General features: G+C 63.5%; 15 protein-coding genes and 3 pseudogenes. 8 read left to right on the top strand and 10 right to left on the bottom strand.

What is annotated here, in order from left to right:
• Positions 1 to 132: 132 nt before the first annotated feature.
• The 6 genes from G9373_RS34590 to G9373_RS34610 form a co-directional block, all read right to left on the bottom strand.
• Positions 133 to 987 (bottom strand): SDR family oxidoreductase, encoded by an 855-nt coding sequence (locus tag G9373_RS34590; protein ID WP_133984165.1) that lies wholly within the window; start codon positions 985 to 987, stop codon positions 133 to 135.
• 88 nt (positions 988 to 1075) lie between these two features.
• Entirely contained in the window at positions 1076 to 1864 is a 789-nt protein-coding gene (locus tag G9373_RS46965; protein WP_240960900.1) for a carboxymuconolactone decarboxylase family protein, read from the bottom strand.
• A 17-nt stretch (positions 1865 to 1881) separates the two neighbouring features.
• On the bottom strand, positions 1882 to 2772 hold the full coding sequence (locus tag G9373_RS46970) for an NAD(P)-dependent oxidoreductase (RefSeq protein WP_240960901.1): 891 nt from the start codon (positions 2770 to 2772) through the stop codon (positions 1882 to 1884).
• A 97-nt stretch (positions 2773 to 2869) separates the two neighbouring features.
• Entirely contained in the window at positions 2870 to 3271 is a 402-nt protein-coding gene (locus tag G9373_RS34600; RefSeq protein WP_167119368.1) for a cupin domain-containing protein, read from the bottom strand.
• Between the two features lie 9 nt (positions 3272 to 3280).
• Positions 3281 to 4219 carry an NAD(P)-dependent oxidoreductase gene (locus G9373_RS34605; RefSeq protein ID WP_167119371.1) on the bottom strand — a complete coding sequence of 313 codons (939 nt, stop codon included), beginning with the start codon at positions 4217 to 4219 and terminating at the stop codon, positions 3281 to 3283.
• A complete protein-coding gene (locus tag G9373_RS34610; RefSeq protein WP_265146082.1) occupies positions 4203 to 5045 on the bottom strand; it encodes an N-acyl homoserine lactonase family protein in 843 nt (280 codons plus the stop codon). The genes G9373_RS34605 and G9373_RS34610 overlap by 17 nt, the downstream gene beginning before the upstream one ends.
• Positions 5046 to 5470: 425 nt before the next feature.
• On the opposite strand from G9373_RS34610, the gene G9373_RS34615 reads away from it, so the two are divergent.
• From G9373_RS34615 to G9373_RS34630, 4 genes and pseudogenes are all read left to right on the top strand, one after another.
• Complete coding sequence (locus tag G9373_RS34615) at positions 5471 to 5869, top strand: carboxymuconolactone decarboxylase family protein (RefSeq protein ID WP_120661462.1); 399 nt, start codon at positions 5471 to 5473, stop codon at positions 5867 to 5869.
• A gap of 346 nt (positions 5870 to 6215) precedes the next feature.
• Positions 6216 to 7347 (top strand): annotated as a pseudogene (locus tag G9373_RS34620) (aldehyde dehydrogenase family protein); the annotation flags it as partial.
• Positions 7348 to 7486: 139 nt separating this feature from the next.
• The gene (locus G9373_RS34625; RefSeq protein ID WP_346842887.1) at positions 7487 to 8248 is read left to right on the top strand and encodes an NAD(P)-binding domain-containing protein; all 762 of its coding nucleotides are present in this window, start codon (positions 7487 to 7489) and stop codon (positions 8246 to 8248) included.
• 89 nt (positions 8249 to 8337) lie between these two features.
• A pseudogene (locus G9373_RS34630) lies at positions 8338 to 8534 on the top strand (hypothetical protein).
• 283 nt (positions 8535 to 8817) lie between these two features.
• Here G9373_RS34630 and G9373_RS34635 read toward each other — a convergent pair.
• On the bottom strand, positions 8818 to 10278 hold the full coding sequence (locus G9373_RS34635; protein ID WP_206033068.1) for a hypothetical protein: 1461 nt from the start codon (positions 10276 to 10278) through the stop codon (positions 8818 to 8820).
• A 44-nt stretch (positions 10279 to 10322) separates the two neighbouring features.
• On the bottom strand, positions 10323 to 11555 hold the full coding sequence (locus G9373_RS34640) for a site-specific integrase (RefSeq protein ID WP_167119380.1): 1233 nt from the start codon (positions 11553 to 11555) through the stop codon (positions 10323 to 10325).
• A gap of 132 nt (positions 11556 to 11687) precedes the next feature.
• Here G9373_RS34640 and G9373_RS34645 point away from each other — a divergent pair, with 132 nt between their 5' ends.
• From G9373_RS34645 to G9373_RS34655, 3 genes are all read left to right on the top strand, one after another.
• Positions 11688 to 11879 carry a hypothetical protein gene (locus tag G9373_RS34645; protein ID WP_240960902.1) on the top strand — a complete coding sequence of 64 codons (192 nt, stop codon included), beginning with the start codon at positions 11688 to 11690 and terminating at the stop codon, positions 11877 to 11879.
• Positions 11880 to 11909: 30 nt separating this feature from the next.
• Positions 11910 to 12650 carry a hypothetical protein gene (locus tag G9373_RS34650; RefSeq protein ID WP_120660943.1) on the top strand — a complete coding sequence of 247 codons (741 nt, stop codon included), beginning with the start codon at positions 11910 to 11912 and terminating at the stop codon, positions 12648 to 12650.
• Positions 12651 to 12821: 171 nt separating this feature from the next.
• On the top strand, positions 12822 to 13112 hold the full coding sequence (locus tag G9373_RS34655) for a hypothetical protein (RefSeq protein WP_120660944.1): 291 nt from the start codon (positions 12822 to 12824) through the stop codon (positions 13110 to 13112).
• Between the two features lie 291 nt (positions 13113 to 13403).
• Here G9373_RS34655 and G9373_RS46975 read toward each other — a convergent pair.
• Together G9373_RS46975 and G9373_RS34660 are read right to left on the bottom strand one after the other, a co-directional pair.
• Positions 13404 to 13636, bottom strand: a pseudogene (locus tag G9373_RS46975) (exoribonuclease II); the annotation flags it as partial.
• Positions 13637 to 13707: 71 nt separating this feature from the next.
• On the bottom strand, positions 13708 to 14484 hold the full coding sequence (locus tag G9373_RS34660; RefSeq protein WP_167119382.1) for an enoyl-CoA hydratase-related protein: 777 nt from the start codon (positions 14482 to 14484) through the stop codon (positions 13708 to 13710).
• Between the two features lie 147 nt (positions 14485 to 14631).
• On the opposite strand from G9373_RS34660, the gene G9373_RS34665 reads away from it, so the two are divergent.
• Positions 14632 to 15843 carry an acetyl-CoA C-acetyltransferase gene (locus G9373_RS34665; RefSeq protein ID WP_167119409.1) on the top strand — a complete coding sequence of 404 codons (1212 nt, stop codon included), beginning with the start codon at positions 14632 to 14634 and terminating at the stop codon, positions 15841 to 15843.
• The last annotated feature ends 3 nt before the right edge of the window (positions 15844 to 15846 follow it).

Below are 15846 nucleotides of genomic sequence, written 5' to 3' on the forward strand. Positions count from 1 at the left end.
CGCTGCTTGACTTTCCGGGCATCCGCGCTCTCGCCCGACCCGGTTTCCTTCCCTGCCATTCATCAATGATCAAGCAGCACGGTGCGAATCACGCGCAACGACACACCCTATTACCGAAACATCTTTAGGCGGTCACCGCCGCGCAGTGTTTGTGTGTTCGTCTCGATGGCGGCGGAGGATCGTCTCGTCGGTGATGCTGACATCCCAGAGACCCGCTCCTCCGGCATTGCGGTTGGCGTTCTGGACATTGGCGCCGCCATCGATCGACAGGATTTCGCCCGTGATGTAGGTGGCATCGTCGCTGAGGAGGAACGCGACAGAACCAGCGATCTCCTCCGGTGTTCCGGGGCGCCGCAGCGGTGAAGTGCCTGCGCGACGGATCATGTCGGCCTGCCCGGACGCTCCGAAGATGGTGGTCGGAACGATGCCGGGTGCAATTCCGTTCACGCGTACTCCGATCGGGCCCCCGTACACCGCTGCCCCGTGCACTAGTCCGACAACACCGTGTTTGGACGTGGTGTAGGCCAGGAGATCGTTGCTTCCCCGCAACCCCGCGATGGAGGAGGTGACCACGATCGATCCCGTCGTGCCTTCCGCCAGATACTGACGAAACGCGGCGCGGATGCCGAGGAAGGGACCGCGCAGATTTACCGCCATCACCTTGTCCCACTCGTTGACCGGCACATCCACGAGTTCGGCGAGCGACCCTGCGATGCCGGCATTGAGGAAGTGAAAGTCCACAGTGCCGAAGGCCTTGACGGCCTCGGCCATGTAGTGCTCGACACCCTCCTCCGAGGACACATCGCTCCCGACCGCGATCGCCTCGCCGGGAAGATCCGCCGCACTTTTCTGGGCCGCCTCGGCGTCAAGGTCGACGGCGACCACCTTGACCCCTTCCTCCGACAAGCGCTGAGCCGCGGCCTGCCCCAGCCCACCGGCCGCTCCGGTGACGATCGCCACCTTGTCCTCGAGTCCACTAGCTGGCATCTTTCATTCCTCTCCAACAATGAGTCCCGACCGAACCGACTCGTCGCTTCCGGGAGTCGGCCGCGATCAGGCTCGACACGACGAGACGTCAGACTCGTTCGGGCTGTGCGATTATCACGGTGTCGTTGGTGCGGCGGAGTTCGTCGACGAGAATCGGGAAGGCGGTCGTCGCTGCCTGCATGCCCATCACACTCGCGATTTCCATGACCTCGAGAATTTCTTCCTTCGTCGCTCCGTAGCCGAGCGCGTTGCGCATATGCAGCTTCCATCCAGGAACGTACAAGTGCGTCGCGGCGGCGTCGAAGGCGATGTAGATGAATTCCTTCACCTTCGGCTCCAATGTCCCGGTTTCCCACGAGAGGGAGGAGAAGTCGGTGTAGGCGCCGAAGATCTCCGGGTCCAGCTCCAGCATCTCGTCCCAAAACTGGTGCCAGTAGCCGCGGTTCGCGGTGAACCGGGCCTTCAACTCCTCCTGGTACTCCGACAACGGTGCGGCAGACTCACGCAGACCTTGCTCCTCGAGCACTTCGACGAGCAGGGGCACCCCAATGTTCATCGCATGGATCCCCAGCGTGCTGGTCAGCTCGATCACTTCCATGATCTCGCCGGGGGTCGCGCTGAGCTCGAGCGCCCGCCGGATGTGCTGGCGTACGCCAGGGGCGTGGAGGTGTGTGGCGGCGGCATCGACGGCGAGATAGACAAGTTCTTTGGTCTTGTCGTCGAGGTGGTTTTTCTTCCACGGCACCTCGGCGAAGCTGACGTAGGCAGCCAGGAACGCTGGCCGCAGGTCGCGGATCGCCTCCCAGGACTCGTCCCAGGCCCCGTGGATGTCGATGATGCGTTGCTTGAGTCGGTCGTGCTCGGCGCTCGACGTCATAGTTGTCTCCCGATGGTTCAGTTGCTGGGTTCTGCCCAACGCGCGATCTCGGTGTGATCGGCGGTGGGTGCGAGGTCGTCGGCGGCCTGTTCCCACAGCGCCGTCGCCTGTGCACCGAGTCGACTCGGTGCACCGACCTGCTCTGCGAGATCGACGGCGATCTTCATGTCCTTGAGCATCAGCCGCAGACCGAATCCCGAGTCGAACGTGCCAGGAAGGACGAAGTTCGGGTACTTGTTGTCGGTCGACCCGCTTCGTCCGCTCGAGGTATTGATCAGTTCGACCATGACCTTGGGGTCCAGGCCGAATCGCTCCCCGGCGGCGATCCCCTCGGCGGTGGCGAGCAGATGAGTGGCGGAGAGAAGATTATTGATGGCTTTGAGTGCGTGGCCGGCGCCGACGCTTCCGGCGTGTTTGGTCGACCCCAGGTGGGACAGGACGGGTTGGGCACGGGCGACGGCGGTCTCGTCGCCTCCGACCATGATGGTCAGCCGTCCGGCCTCCGCGCCTTTCACTCCGCCGGAGACCGGTGCGTCGATGAGGGATATCGCGAGAGCTTCGAGGTCCTCGGCGAGCTTGCGCGTCGAGGTCGGCTCCGAGGAGCTCATGTCGATGACGGTGGTCTGCGGCCTGAGATTGCCGCGTACGGCGGGATCCGCGAGAACCGTCTCGACGACAGTCGAGTTCGGGAGCATCAAGATCACGAACTCGGCTCCGTCAACTGCCGCCGCAGCACTGTCAACTGAGTTTCCGCCGGTGTCCTGCAGCCTCTGCCGCGCGTCGGTGCTGGGGTCGAATCCGTTCACGCGGTGGCCGGCCGAAACAAGACGGGCCGACATCGGCCCGCCCATATTTCCCAGCCCGATGAACGCGATGGTGGTGCCCGCCTGTGAAGTCTGGCCTGTCATGTTCTGTTCCTCAGTTCTCGAGCGTCGATCTCGCGCCGGAGGTGGACGTGCCGGATGCATCCGGCTGAGACGGCCGGTCGTCGGGTGTGGAGGTGCGTCACGGTGCCGGCGCCGGGGTGGTTCCGGAGTACTCCTCGGGGCGCACTTCCTCGGCCCAGATCGTCGTTCCGAGCGAGATGGCGATATGAGTCATGAACGAGCCCGGACCTGCACCATGCCAATGTCGCTCACCCGGCGGGCACCACACGGTGTCGCCGGCCTTGAGGACCCGAATCCCGTCCGCTGCGGTTCCGACCAAGCCTTCACCGGCGAGGACCTGGAGAATCTGGCCATGCTCGTGCTCATGCCAGTAGGTGCGAGCGCCGGGTAGGAAGTTGACGGAGTTGATGGTGACACCGTCAGTAGCCGGCATGGTCAGATAGTTGTGCACGATGCCGGTGAACTGAGAGCCGGTCTTGCGTGCGGTTCCGGATTGTTCGATGCCATGGATGATCTTCACGGTGATTCCTTAGGTCGTGACGGCATCGTGCAATCGGACGTTTCCCGAGACGTCACCGATTGCGTCGACAACCGTGTTACTGATCCGGTCCGAGTAGCCGAGTTGCTTGGCCAGACCGAAGGATGCGAGTGGAGCTGCGGAGTTGGGGCTGGCCACGCCAAGACCTGCGACGAGCTCGACGTAGGCGAGGACGTCTTTCATCATCAGCGAGTTCGTCAAACCGCCCTCGAGGTAGTCGCCGTGGATGATTCGCGGAAACCGGTTCAGCGTCGCGAAATTCACGCCCGAGCTGTTGTTGAGGACGTCGAGGAGGACCTCGAGGTCGAGACCTGCCTTCCGTGCCGCCACCATCACCTCGGCGGTGGCGGAGAGCGAAATTGCGTTCAGAAAGTTGTTCAACAGCTTGGCGGTGTGCCCGGATCCGACGGTTCCGCAATGGAAGATCTTCTTCGAGAAGTGTTCGAGGATTGGGGTTACTTCCGCGATCGTCTCCGGGTCGCCACCGACCATCAACGTCAAGGTTCCCGATTCCGCCGCTGCCGCGCCGCCGGAGATACCTGCGTCGACGAACCGGACTCCCTTGCTGTGCAGTTGCTGATGAAGCCGTCGTGTCGATTCCGGTGCCGACGTGCTCAGGTCGACCAGGATCTGACCCGGACGCGCGTTCGCCAGAATGCCGTCGTCACCGAGTACGACCGATTCGACGATCTTGCTCTCGGGAAGCGAGAGCAAAATGATGTCGGAGTTCTGCACAACCTCGCCCACCGACGACGCGACGACCGCGCCGGCATCGCGTACCCCGTCGGTTCGGGTGTCGAACCCGAGCACCCGCTCGTTCGCCGAGGTGATGCATCGGGCCATGCGCCCACCCATGTTGCCGAGCCCGATGAATCCGACTCGGCTGGTGGAAACGATCGACTCCGAGTCGATCTCAACGCTGTTTGTCATCAATGCTCCCTTTGTTCAGAGGTAGGCGGCCGATCGACGCGGCGACTCCCGCCAGTGCGCCCTCGTACTGTTCGTGACGGTCGAGGACCTGAGGATCGTGCCCCGGAATCAAGATCGCGTTCCGCTCTTCGACGATTCGCTTCATCTGGTCGAACCCGGCGTACATCGCTTCCAGGTCTGCCACGACCAGGAAGGGCATGTCGCGGTCGATTTCCTCGTAGTAATGCGTGGCGTCCGAGGCCAGCAGGACCATGCCTTCACTGGTCTTGACCGTGAGGATGGACTGACCCGGGGAGTGGCCTCCCAGCTGGATCATCTCGATACCCGGTGCAACTTCGATCGATCCTGTGTGGAACTGCATGCGCCCCTCATCGTGGATCCGGCGCAGATGGGCGAGTTCGGCGTTCTCGACCGAATGGTGATACTGCAGCCTGCGGGCGTACGGTCCGGTCCAGAAGTCGAACTCCCGCTTCGGAATGATGACCGGTGAGCGCGGGAACAGATCAGCGTTGCCGACGTGGTCGTAATGCGCATGGGTCAGAATCAGTGTGGCCTCGTCCGGTTCGACACCGGTCAGCTTCAACGCCTCCCGCGGGTGAATCAGGTGTCCTCGCCCGCGGTTGAATCCTCCCTGCTCGCTGTAGCCGGTGTCGACCACGAACGTTCTCTGCGCGTTCCGCACGATCCAGAAGTAGTAATCCATTCCCATCGGAGCATCCGGCTCTCCGTACAGGTGGTAGTTCAGGTAGATCTGGCTCCGCACCGTCTGCCGGGATGCGTAACGGACGACGATGACTTCGTACTCGTCATCTACCTCGGTGTTCACGAAACCGTCCTCCATCTTGCGGTGCCGTCGTATCGGGCCAACCCGTCCACGGGTTTGTATTCTCGTATTACAATAGTTGGTGATGGTCTTCTTGGCTATGCCCAGTCTTGAAATCGTTGTGCATCTACGCAGTTGGCGGCAGGCGCTTTTCCGAGATGCGGGGGAGGACGATGATCTCGCCCGATTGACAATAGTGTGTGACAAAACGTACTACTAGGAGCGTGGCGCGACGTTCGCGCCGCGTTGCACAGTGAGCCAAGGCGCTGAACGCCTCCGGTGCGCAATGACCAGGAAGATTCGGTGACTGCCCCTCGAGTGCTGCTTCGGCTGACGCCGGGGCGTGATCGGACAGCCGGCCAATGTCGGCAGCCGAGAGTTTTGTCAGACGAGCTGTGCAGCTCCGGATCAACCGAAAGAAGAGGGCGATGTCGACTAGTCGCACGCGTAAAGAAACCTACGAGGACGGTATCGAGATGCGAAAGGCAGTCCTCGGTGCCGCCCACGTCGAGCGGTCGTTGAACAATGTGACGGAGTTTTCCCGCCCCATCCAGGAACTCGTCACCGAGTACTGCTGGGGTGCGGTCTGGACCAGGGAGGGGATCGATCGCAAGACGCGCAGTCTGCTGAATCTGGCGATGCTCACCACCTTGAACCGCTCCCATGAGCTCGCTGTGCACGTGCGCGGAGCGGTGACCAATGGCTGCTCGGACGAGGAGATTCAGGAAGTGCTCATCCAGGCCGCCGTCTATGTCGGCGTGCCGGCCGCGCTGGAATCGTTCCGGGTGGCCGAAGCGACGCTCAAGGACGTGCGAGCGAACGTCTGACCTGTGATAAGGGCGCTGCGGTCGCCTCACCGACGGTGTGGCACTGCCGGATGCGGCGGGCACCGCCCCGACTGATTCGTGTCCACGGAACGCGTGCCTCGTGCAAGTGATGACCGGGCGGCCCGAAGCTCCATATGCGAGCCGCTGCCGCCCGGACATCGGCTGGCGCAGCGCCGTCTGGCAGGTTGGCCGCCGCAGCATGGGCGGTCCCGCACAGGGGTACCGCGCAACCGCCGGACCCGCGCCGGCGGCCGGGACTGGCAGGCGTCTGCGCCGACGCACCGCGCCCGGGTGAGGACGGACCTCGCGGGCACACCAGTGAAACGACGAGCGAAAGTTGCAAGCGATGACAGTTTCGGCACCACGCGAAGGTGATCTTCTCGCGAATATTCCCACAGGCCTTTTCATTGGTGGCCAGTGGAGGAGCAGCGCGAGCGGTGAGACGTTCGGGGTCGAGGATCCTCGACTGGGTACGCGCTCGTGGACGTCGCTGATGCAACTCCCTCCGATGGTCTGGCTGCGCTGAACGCGGCTGCCGACGCGCAGACGGAATGGGCAGCGGTCGCGCCACGCACACGGGGTGAGATCCTTCGACGAGCGTTCGAAGCCGTCACCGAGCGAGCGGACGACTTCGCCCTGTTGATGACCCTCGAGATGGGTAAATCGATTGCGGAGTCACGCGGTGAAGTCGCATACGGAGCCGAATTTCTCAGATGGATCTCCGAAGAATCGGTCCGTGCGTTCGGGCGCTATTCCGTATCGCCGAACGGCGCATCACGGCTGCTGGTGACGAAGAAGGCGATCAGCCCGTGCTTACCGATCACGCCCTGGAACTTTCCGCTGGCATGGCGACCCGCAAGATCGCACCGGCCATCGCAGCCGGGTGCACCATTATCCTCAAGCCCGCCGCCCTGACCTCGTTGCTCTTCGCTGCCGTTCTCGCCGACGCGGGTCTTCCTCCCGGCGTCCTCAAAGTTGTGCCGACGTCCAGAGCCCGAGACGTCACTGCGCCCCTGATCGCCGATCCGCGACTGAGAAAAATCTCGTTCACCGGCTCGACAACGGTGGGCCGGTCGCTGATTCGAGACTCGGCGACGAACGTGCTCCGGACATCGATGGAACTGGGCGGCAATGCACCCTTTCTGGTGTTCGAAGATGCCGATCTGGACGCGGCAGTGTCGGTCGCAATGGCGGCAAAAATGCGGAACATGGGCGAGGCCTGCACCGCCGCGAATCGCTTCATCGTCCACGAATCCGTATCGGAAGCCTTCTGCGCGGAGTTCGCCAAACGGATGTCGGCGCTGATCGTGGGGCGAGGTACCGAGGGAACCAGCCAGGTCGGACCCCTCATCGACGCAAAGAGTAGGACGAACTTCCACGACTTGGTTACCAGCGCGGTGACCGGCGTCCTCACCGGCGCCGCGAATATCGACGGCCCCGGCTACTTTTGCGCACCGACAGTGCTGTCCAACGTCCCGAAAGTTCCAAGAGCAGTTCACGAGATACAGCACGGTCCGTGCAGCAATCGGGGTACTCCACTCACCGCGACAGGACCGAGAACGCGGGACACTGGCCGACTGAGTCGAACTGTCAAGCATTTGAATCAGGTCGAGCTGAATGTGCCCACGCGGAACTATCCGACGGTGCCCGTTGTTGACGCATGCAGCAGTCGCGAGGTATCGCGGCACTCGACGAAGGGGCCCAAGAGATATGCGCATCGGAATCATCGGAGCTGGTCAGATCGGTGGCACGCTGACACGCAGGCTGACTGCGCTCGGTCACGATGTGTGCGTGTCGAACTCTCGGACACCCGACACCCTCGCAGCCCTCGAGGCGGAGACCGGCGCAAAGGCGGTACTGAACACCGAAGCCGCCGAGGGTGCGGACCTGGTGATCGTGAGCATCCCGCAGAAGAACGTCGTGGACCTTCCCGCCGGTATTCTCGCCGGCGCTGCCGATGGTGCTCCGGTGATCGAGACCAACAACTACTATCCGCAGCAGCGAGACGGATTGATCGCCGCCATCGAAGACGGTCAGGCAGAAAGTGAATGGGTGCAAGAACACCTCGGAGTGCCGGTGTTCAAGGCATTCAACGGAATCTGGTGGAAGCACCTTCTCGAGAAGGGCCTACCGGAAGGATCGAGCGGCCGGATCGCGATCCCCGTCGCGGGCGACGACGCACTGAAGAAGCAGGTCGTATTCGATCTGATCAATCAGCTCGGCTTCGACCCTGTCGACGCGGGCACAGTCGAAGATTCCTGGCGTCAGCAGCCGGGAACCCCGTTCTACGGCAAGAATTTTGATCGGGAAGCCACGTTGAAGGCACTCGCTCAGGCAACGCCTGAGCGCACAGACGAGTGGCGCGCTGTGACGCAGTGAGCATCATGACGGCTGGCTGCTTCGGCGCCGTTCCCGGTCACGGGTGGTGTTCGTGCAGGTCGGGTCGCGTACCGGGCCGGTCGGTGCTTATGCTCGATCTCGGGGGTTCCGCCGAGCGAAGAGGTGCATCAGCATGGCCGGTGCATCGGTGGGCGGTCGCGCTCGACGACGGGCGGCTGGTCTTCGCCGACACCGAAGACCTGACCATCGATCCGGGCTCGTACCGCTCCGGCCCCGAACCCCGGATTCGGCCGCGCGGACACCCGGCCGACACCGGGGAGAGTAATCGGCGGTAGCAGCTTCGTGGCCGGTTCTGGGCGGCGTCAAACATCGTGCACACGAATTGCGCTAGCAGTCAGTCGATTACATGACTGACGCGGATGAGGTCCTGCAGGGTTACGTCGATCTCACCGGACGATCTGTCGGGTTATGCCTGAGTCGTGGCATAACCGCACCGGACGTGTTTGCGCTGTGGTGTTGTTCGGAACTGACATGTCAGGCTTACCGTGTCCTGTATGAGGGGTGATGAGGCTCGCGTGGCGCCGGGACTTCGCGGGGTGGTTGTCATCTCACGGCTGGACGCGAATCCCGGTCTGACGGAGGACCTCGATGATGGCCCATGCCCAGAATGTGTTGCGCTCGTTCCTTCCGACGTCGATCACCTCACCGGTCGCCAGGTCCTCGATCAGTTCTGGTGGCCGGCGTTTGTTGTCGGGCCGGCGGTAACCCGACGAGAGGACCCGTCGGTAGCCCCTCCCACCGTGCTCGAAGGTCTCGTCAACCGGCGTTGTCAGGGCGGAGGATAGGAGCGCAGCTTGGTCGTCTCGGTGGTGCTCTGCTGATTCGACCAGGGTGTGCAGGTGTGGCAATCGTTCCCGAATGCGCTGATGGGTAGCTGCATTTCGCTTCTGCCTGGCCTTCGTCCATCCAGCGATGTCGCTCTTGCGGATCGGGTTGGGGTATGCCCATTCAGCCCAGGCTGGGTCTTGCAGGGCCCATTCCTGGAGGTCTCGGTAGAACGCGCGAACGGTTCCGACCGTCGTGAAGTAGAAGTCTTCGCCTCGACGGGTGCCGAGGCGCGTAGGGGTGGTGAGCAGCCGGTCCTTCCATGCTGCGACAATCTCTTCAGGCAGATGGAGCGTGTCGAGGCCGGGATGGTGCTGTTCGATCTCGCACCAGAAATGTAGGACCAGGGTCTGTGAGAGGTTGATCATGGTGGTGTAGTCGAGTCCGGGTTGGCGCTCTTCCAGGTAGCGGATCAGCACTCGCCGCACGGTCGGCGCTTGGACGCCGTGGAAGTCCACGATCTGTGCCGGTGTTCGCTGTCCGTGTCGGGCAGCTTCTTCCAGCGTGGTGTATTGCCCCAGATCGCCGATCCCATGCAACAGCCTCCACGCGAGGGACACGCCCCCGGCGGTCGTGTTTCGACGTTTCTTGAACCACGCCCGGTAGGCGAACAAGTCCTCTGCGGTGAGTTGGTCGAGGTCGCGGCCGGTCCTGACCACGATCTTGGCGAGCGCCGCAATCGCTACCTCGCGGTGGTGAACGCTGGAAATCGCAAGGTGGTCGGCTTGTGTCTTCAGCTTCGCGAAAAGGTCGGGACGGTGCATCCGCCGACAGGCGATGTAGAGAGACTGCGTTCCGCGGTGCGCCAGGAAGTCATAGCTGGGGAACACGATCCGGAGCGTGATCAGCCCGTAGATCGCTGAGGTCAATTCAGCGCGCTGTTCGCTGGCCGGGCGGTGATCATCCGCGCAGCTCAGGTCGTGGACCAGCGCGGGATTGGCATCGATCCCGCTGGCCAACCATCGTTCCTGCCAGCCCTCGCCGGGGAAGCTGCTGAGCCACTGCAGAACAATCCGCGCGCCCTGCACCCGGCGCTGTCGAATGCGAGTTCTGGCCGCGGGCAGGGAGACCAGTAGATCTATCACTTCGTCGTGGGGCAGGTGATCACGTGGGCCCCCCGATACTGCGGTTTCAGCCAGCTCGTCGTGCCACTCGAACATCCGCACAGAGCGCTGGCCCTTCATCCGCCGCCGAGTGGAGGCCTGAGCCTCGGCTCGCGTGCTCACATTCAGTTCCTTCCGAACAGGACGTCGAGGTCGGACGAGTCATAACCCGCGTCGACCGGGGTTTGCGGATCGGTGGGAATCTGACGGTCGTCTAGGAAGCGTTTGACTCGACGGATGACCTCGGCTTGGTCCTCGACCATGTATGTCTCGGCGGTCGTGGACAAGTGGGCATGGCCGAGGATCGTCTGGATGTCGCGATCCGACAGATGCTCGTCGCGAGACATGCGCAGCGCTGCGGTATGGCGCAGGTCATGCATCGTCCAATTCGTTTCCAGCGCATCATTTGCCCTGATGAGAACCTTGAGCAGGGCGTCGTAGCTCAGAGGTTGTCGATGGAGTCCGGTTCCGTGATCACGTCGCCGTAGTGTCCGCCAGAGAGGCGCATTCGAGTCGAGTAGTTCGCCCATATCGGCGATATAGATTCGTAGCCAGACGAATGCTTCCGAGCTGGCCGGAAGCCATTGCTCAGCTCGGGTTCCCTTGCGAATCACGCGTACTCGCTGATCGCCCCAATCCAGATCGGCAGGTTTGATGCCCAAGGTCTCTTCTGCACGTGCAGCGGTGCTGATCACCAGCGCCAGCAGCGCTCGGTCACGGTTCGACCGCAACACTCCGAACAGCCGGTGCCATTGATCGTCGGGAATCTCGCGAGGCTGCCTTTTGGGCAGCTTGGGGTTGTAGCGGACCCGTCCTTCCGGGCGGAATTGCTCGAGCCGATTGTGATGGGCGTGAGGCCTGACGCGGCCCTTGAGGGGCACCGGATTGATCAGGGGGCCTTGGCCGATCTCGATCCAGTACTCGTAGAAGGCCCTGACCACTGCGTTGGAGTGGCGAATCGTACGGATAGCGTAATTGTCGTCCAGGTAGCGCTTGCGGGTGATCGGGTTGATCGTCCCAGCGGTGGCAAGGGATTTTGTCCGCGGTGATCGTCTCGTTTTCAGATTCGCCTGTAACCACAGCACCAGATCTCGGCACTCAGCAGGTGTCGCCTTGTCCCAATCAACGTCGACAGCTCTCAACCATCTCCACCAGCGCAATAGTGCGTAGGCGTAGCTGCGCACCGATGCCTGGCTGTTGCCCTGTGCAACGAAATCAGTCAGGTAGCGACGGATCGGCTCGACGGGGGTCCCACCATCGTCCAGGACGTCCCATGCGACGACCCCGGCCGCTCGCTCGACCCGCCCCCATCTAGGAAGTCTTATCGCCCCAATGTCACGCTCAACCTCATCAAACAAGCCCGACCACCCCTCTCTCTATCTCGACATAGGTGATCTGTGTACCGGCCGGGCTCGGTCTCCGACAGGACTTTGATGGCGTGTCCGATGGTTAGTCCGGTCAATAGGCCTGGCACGCGGTTCGAATCGTGGGTGCAATTGGTCCGAGGCTCCGACCTCGATCATGCCTTCGCCGCCGATGTGCTGGCCGAGTTCACCCGCACCGGGTGGCTGGGCGGTCGCACCGGGATCGGGCACGGCCAGATCGCCACCACACTCGCCTCAGACCCTGATGGTGCGCCCGGTGGTCGATTGGCGGGAGATCGTCGCCGCACGGCGCACTGAGGCCCTGGAAACCCTGCTCTCGCTCCCGGCATGACCCTCCAGATCGCTGCGGGGATGGTGCCGCTGGTCGTCCGGGCGAGAATGGCCGGCGGTGTTGCGCACGCGGTGCCGTGGGGGATCAGCCTCGACGGCCTCCTCGCCTCGGAGATCCGGGAGAACACCAAGGCCGCCGCCCGGGAGGCGGGCACCGACTACGAGCCCTACAGCTTCGACACCGTGCCGGAGGACCTGGACCTGCCGCTGGCCCGCTGCCCCGGCGACGGCGCCGACGGGTGGCATTGGGCGGCGACCTTCGCCTCGCCGGAGGACGAGGTGCCCGGCCCGCACGTGCAGTACTGGTCCGCCCGACCGGATCAGCACGCACTCGACCAGATGTCGGCCAAGTTGCCGGCGTTGGTGTCCGAACGTCACGGCCGCTACCGCTCCCGGGTGATGCCCCTTCCGCTCACGGTGTGCCGGGACCTGGCCTGGCGGGCCGTCGGCGACCCGGCCGCCATCACCGAGCTGCTGACGCCCATCGTGTCGATCGGAAAGAAGCGCAGTGCCGGCCACTTCCACATGTTGACGTGGACCGTCGACGAAGAACCGGGGGCCGACCGGTGGGAGTTCGCGCATCGGTACCCGGATGGCGCACTCGGCCGCACGGCACCGCACTCCTGCCTGGCAGACACCGCAACTGCGGTGGCAACTGGCGGCGAGGCTCGGATGGGGTTGCGGCCGCCGTATATGCACCCCGCCTGTCGTGCACAGGTGTTGTTGCTGGCGACCTGAGGCTACCGGGCGAAACTGATCTGCTGGCGAAGGGTTCGATGGTGTGAGTTGTCCTGTCGAGCTGTGAAAGTCGACGGATCTTACTCGTTTTCGAACGAGCCTTGTCGGCTTGATTTCCGATAGCGTCAGGCGAAGCGCGCGCACCGTACTCCCTCTACGGAAAGGCAATTGATGTTGTTTCCCTACTCGAATTCCGATGTCGCGGTCAGTCATTACTCGGACTGGTCGTTTAGCCACTGGTTGTTCGCCGGCGCAGTACTGCTGGTATCGGTCTTGCTGACCGTGATCGCTGTCGGGTTGTGGACGGCTGCGATCCCGGAGGACAACATCGCTCTGTATGCGGGTAGTGCGGGTGTCGGCGCGTTGGCGGTGGTGATGCAGGCGATTGGTCGGCCCGCAGTCGGGTGGAACCGGGCCCGTACAGGTCGTAGCTGCGTTCCCACTCCGGCTGAGCTGCGGTAAACAACCGTCCGCTGATGGGGGCGTTCAGCCCGCGGGCCACGGCCTGCGCGAGTTCGTTGACGATTGCGGTGTGTTCGGCGTCGTCCGGACGGTGGCCGTTCCAGCCCCGAGGCGATTCGAGCTGACAGTAGAGCTCCTCCTTGACGAACTCCCGCAGCTCTGCCGACGGCCGGAGGGTGTCGTACTGATCGTCACTGGCCTCGGCGAAGCGTTTGTTGAGCGCCTTGATCCGCGTCCAATGTTCGCGGGCGACAGCACGCGATACCTCCAGTCCGAGGATCGCGTCCCAGCGCCGTGCACCGTCGGATCGTAGGTCGCGGCCCGCAGCGTGGACAGCAGTCGTCCACGCAGTTTCGCGAACAGGTCCGGGTCCCCTGGCCGCGGCAGCGATCTCGTGCATCAGCTCGTCGGTGCTGCCGGCGACCGGATTGGGCCGGTGCTTGCGGACATGATCGGCAACCCCCGCTCCATACACGAGAAGCGACGGCCTCGTTGGTGGCGATCATCAGCTCCTGCAAGATGAGGCCGTGCATCCACAGCTTCGGGCAGCGAATCGGGAGGGTGAGACCGGGAACATTCTGGCGGGCTGCTCAATTCAGGATGTGAAGTTCGGTCTCCGCCGCTCCGTGAACGCACGGACCCCTTCCCGGCCGTCGATCGATGCGGCGCAAGCCGCGATCGACTGCGCCTCGCGGTCGAGTTGATCGTCGAACGTCGAGAACTGGGCGGACCAGATCAGTTTCTTGATCCCTGCCGAGGACTGCCGCGATCGTGCTGCAGCCTGGGTCGCGATCGTGGTCGCGGTGGAGAAGATGTCGGTGTCGTCCACGAACCGAGTGATCAGTCCTGCTCGATACGCCTCCTCGCCGCGCAGGGGGCTGTTCGTCAACAGCAAATCACGAGCCCGCGCGAATCCGATCAGCCGGGGCAGTGTCCACGTCATCCCGCCGTCGGGTGTCAAGCCGATGGCGGGGTACGCCGGCAAGAACGCGGTCGACGGCCCGCCCACGATCACGTCGGCAGCGCACGCGATGCTCATTCCGGCACCGGCCGCCCACCCTTCCACCGCCGCGATCACCGGCACCGGCGCCTGAGTCAGCGCCCGAATGAAGGTGTGGAACTCGGCAGCGAGGTCACCGACGAACTCGCCCGGATTTGTCGCCGACGCGAATGCCGTCACGTCTCCTCCGCTGCAGAATGTGCCCTCGGCGCCAGTGATCATCACGGCACGGATCTCGTGCCCAGTGGCGCTCAGAACATCGACAACCTCCGCCATGAGCGATCCGGACAGAGTGTTTCCCTTTGCGGGGTCGGTCACAACGGCATGGAGGATGCCGTCTTGGATCTTGGTTTCGCCATGAATTGATGCCATGCGTCTTTCTCCCTTCAAGATTTCTTATACGGTCAGTATTGACTGTATAACTTCACCGCCCTACCGTGTAAATCCCGAGCACATCTCTCTGTCTCGGAGATGCGGGTACTCGCCGGAGCGCGGCGTTGACACAGGAAGGCACACGTGGTGTCGGAACAAGCATTCATTTACGAGGCGATTCGCACGCCTCGCGGCAAGGGCAAGCGCGGAGCGCTCTACGGAGTGAAGCCGGTCGACCTGGTGGTCGGGCTGGTCCATGAGCTGAGGACCCGGTTTCCCGATCTCGACCCGGCGGCCATCGACGACATCGTGTTGGGTGTCGTCTCGCCCGTCGGCGACCAAGGAGGCGATATCGCGCGGACGGCCGCATTGGTCGCAGGTCTGCCGCAGACCGTCGCGGGCGTGCAGATCAACCGGTTCTGCGCGTCCGGCCTGGAAGCGACCAACCTGGCCGCTCAGAAGGTGCGCTCCGGCTTCGAGAGCCTCGTGATCGCCGGGGGAGTGGAGTCGATGTCCCGGGTACCGATCGGCTCGGACGGTGGCGCGCTGTTCAACGACCCCACCACCAACTACGACCTGCATTTCGTGCCGCAGGGGATCGGCGCGGACCTGATCGCGACGGTCGAGGGGTTCACCCGCGACGACGTCGACGCGTACGCGGTGCGATCGCAGGACCGCGCCGAATTCGCCTGGTCCGGTGGCTATTTCACGAAGTCGGTGGTGCCGGTGAAGGATTCGAACGGGGTGACGGTTCTCGATCATGATGAGCACCGTCGACCCGGCACGACGGTGCAGGCGCTGGCCGCGCTGAAGCCGTCCTTCGCCGGAGTCGGTGAGGCTGCCGGATTCGATGCGGTGGCCATGCAGAAGTACACCAGCGTGGAGAAGATCAACCACGTTCACCACGGCGGAAACAGCTCGGGAATCGTCGACGGCGCCGCCCTGGTGCTGATCGGCACCGAACAGGCGGGTGCGCGGTTCGACCTCACCCCCCGCGCCCGAATCGTGGCCACCGCGGTAACCGGGTCGGAGCCGACGATCATGCTGACCGGGCCGACACCGGCAACGTTGAAGGCCCTGAGCCTGGCCGGCCTGAGCGTCGACGACATCGATCTGTTCGAGTTGAACGAAGCGTTCGCCTCGGTCGTGCTGAAGTTCCAGAAGGACCTGCAGATCCCCGACGAGAAACTCAACGTCAACGGCGGCGCGATCGCCATGGGACACCCGCTCGGCGCCACCGGTGCCATGTTGGTCGGCACCGTCGTCGACGAACTCGAGCGCCGACAGCAGCGACATGCCCTGGTGACCCTCTGCGTGGGCGGCGGCATGGGCATTGCAACCATCATCGAGCGAGTCTGAGGA

It is taken from the genome of Rhodococcus sp. A14, assembly GCF_011603105.1.
Taxonomy (GTDB): Bacteria; Actinomycetota; Actinomycetes; order Mycobacteriales; family Mycobacteriaceae; genus Rhodococcus_F; species Rhodococcus_F opacus.